Genomic DNA, 2710 nt, shown 5'->3' with positions numbered 1-2710 from the left:
TTTCTTATTTACAGCGAAGGCTGGGTGAAAGATGGTGATTTAAACACCGCTTACGGCCAGACGGTTGAGCCGCTGCCTTTTCATAACATGCCTTCTTATCCTTATACAGGAAAAGCGGCTTACCCTTTTGCAAAACATAAAGCATATATGCAACAGTACAACACAAGAAAAATAACTACGGATGATTTTAAAAATGCGCTCAAACCGCAAACAGGAAACCCGGCAACAGGAAGTAAGTAACATAATAACAGTAACGCTTAATTTGCGGTTGTTACAAATCATTTGAATAACATAGCTGTTAATGAATAATTCATTTAATATACCTGTTTCTAATTTCCAGGGAAGAATTCTTTTTGTTATTGCTATTGCCGCATTAGCCTATAGCAAGGCCTTCTCCCAGGAAGGCAACCTTCCGCCCAGGATGCTGGCTTATCAATACCTGCAGCAAAACCAGGTGAATGAAGCGGAATTTGCATTTATAAAAGCTATAAAAACAAGCCCCAAAGAAATTCTTAACTACAGGGACCTTGCCATTCTGTACCTGACTAAAAAAAATTACAGCAAAGCTGAAAGCACAGCCAAAGCTGGATTAAAAATAAAGCCGGATGATACAGAGGTAAGGTCTGTGCTGGCAAAACTGTATATACAGAAGGGCGACAGGCTAAATGCCATCCTGCAGTTAAAGGATATTGTAAAAAGAAGTCCCCGGAATGTTTTTGCTTACTATGCACTGGCCGATCTTGGCGCTTACAACAGCGCCATACAGGAAAATTTTTTATTGAAAGCATTGTCCATTGCACCGGCCAATATCGTTGTTAGGCTGAACCTGGCGGAATTGTTTATCCGCACTAACAAGGCCGATTCTGCCATTTACTATTTGCAGGGAATAAAAAAAACAGCCCCTGCGTTTTCACCGGCAGTGAGTTCAGCTTACAGCCAACTTATGCAATCGCTGCAGGCTGGCAATTTTTCAAATGCAAAGATGTATGCCGGCCGCTTTCACAGCCTGCTTGCATTAACCGGCGCATACATTGAAGCCTCATCATTGCTCGAAGGGCCAAAGCTGCCCGTTGGCTATGCTGCATTTGCATCAGGCCAGGTTGAAAACAAAAGCCGGAATGCAGGAAGGGGTTACCTTGCCAGCAAAGGTTTTGCCGATGCCACAGGGCCCTTAGGGTTGGAATTTGACAATGCCGGCCAAGCTGTAATTGCCGTAACGGATTATACAGATGCAGGTGACATGTATTTGTATGCCAGCAGCGTGGCAGCAGGCAGGCAAACCTGTCGTTTATTATCAAGCAAAATAGGCAGCTTCCGGGAAATAGCCGTCCCGGGCGGTATGGATCATACTGCAGAAGACCATGACGCGGTATTTATGGATTATGATAATGATGGCTATCCCGATCTTTTTATAGCTACCTCGAAAGGGATACTTCTTTGCAAAAACAATACAGACGGCACTTTCGCTTATGAGAAGAATAATATTGGCATAAGCCTTCCTTTGGATGTGCAGAAAATGCTTTTTGCAGATTTTGACCAGGATGGCGATCTGGATATATACGCCTCCACTGCAGGCGGCGGCAGATTTTTCCGTAATAACAGTAATGGCACATTTACGGAACAGGCAAATGCAATGGGGCTGGCTGCATCAGGCAGTACAGGCAATATGGATTTCAGCGATTATGATGGTGATGGCGACCTGGATATAATTACAGCCGGCGATACAAAGGGCCCGGTTTTATTCAGCAATAGCCGGCATTCAAAGTTTCAAAATGTTACCTCTTCAGCAAGGCTTAAAAATATAAAGTTCAGTGGAAAGGCAGTTGCTTTTGCAGATTATAATAACGATGGCACTCCCGATTTGTTTCTCAGCGGCAGCAACGGCCAGGGGTTTTTATTGAAAAATATCAACGGCAGTTATTTTTCCCCTGATGATGCGGCCTCTAAAGTATTTGCTGTTGCCCTGCGCAATATAAAGGTGTATGATGCCGCATTTTTAGACTATGACAATGATGGTTATGCAGACCTGCTGGTAACAGGAACAACGGGCAGTTCATCATCACGGGCTGTATGCCTGTTTCATAATGACGGGAAGGGCGGTTTTAGCGATGCCTCGTCTCTGTTGCCTCCCACAACCGGGCAGGCTACCCATATAGCCATTGCAGATTTTAATGCCGATGGCGATGATGATATTTTCCTGGCCGGGCCCGGCGGCATCAAACTGATAAGAAATGATATTGGCAACCTGAACCATTACATGCAGGTGCAGCTAACCGGCCTTTCTTACGGCAATAATAAAAACAACAGGCTGGGCATAGGCGCGCAGGTGGAACTGAAAGCAGGAGACCTGTACCAGGTTAAAACCATTAAAAGAGCGCTTACTAATTTTGGCATTGGCGTATGCACTTCACCTGACGCGGTGCGCATTGTATGGCCAAACGGCACGCCGCAATACATTAAAGACCCCTCAGCCAGTGAACGGATAATAGAAGAACAAATGCTGAAAGGCTCCTGCCCGTTTCTGTATGCGTGGAATGGAGAGCGGTATGAATTTGTAAAAGACATGATGTGGCGAAGCGCATTGGGCATGCCGCTGGCCATTAACGGGAAAGATACCACGTATGCCTTCTGCGATGCATCGAAGGAATACCTGCTTATTCCCGGTGAAAGCCTGAAGCCGAGGAACAATCAGTATTCCATCAAAATAACC

General features: G+C 45.2%; 2 protein-coding genes. Both read left to right on the top strand.

From position 1 onward, the window contains the following. Window positions 1–240, top strand: a 240-nt coding sequence (locus QM629_RS12795; protein WP_415160271.1) for a hypothetical protein, incomplete at its 5' end; no start/stop codon positions are given. 61 nt (window positions 241–301) lie between these two features. Beyond that, window positions 302–2710 (top strand): FG-GAP-like repeat-containing protein (locus QM629_RS12790; protein ID WP_415160270.1); only part of this gene is annotated, 2409 nt, incomplete at its 3' end.

This window comes from Parafilimonas sp. (assembly GCF_047606085.1).
In the GTDB taxonomy this organism is placed as follows: Bacteria; Bacteroidota; Bacteroidia; order Chitinophagales; family Chitinophagaceae; genus Parafilimonas.
Note: the sequence above shows the minus strand (reverse complement) of the source record. Positions and strands in the feature narration are given on the sequence as shown.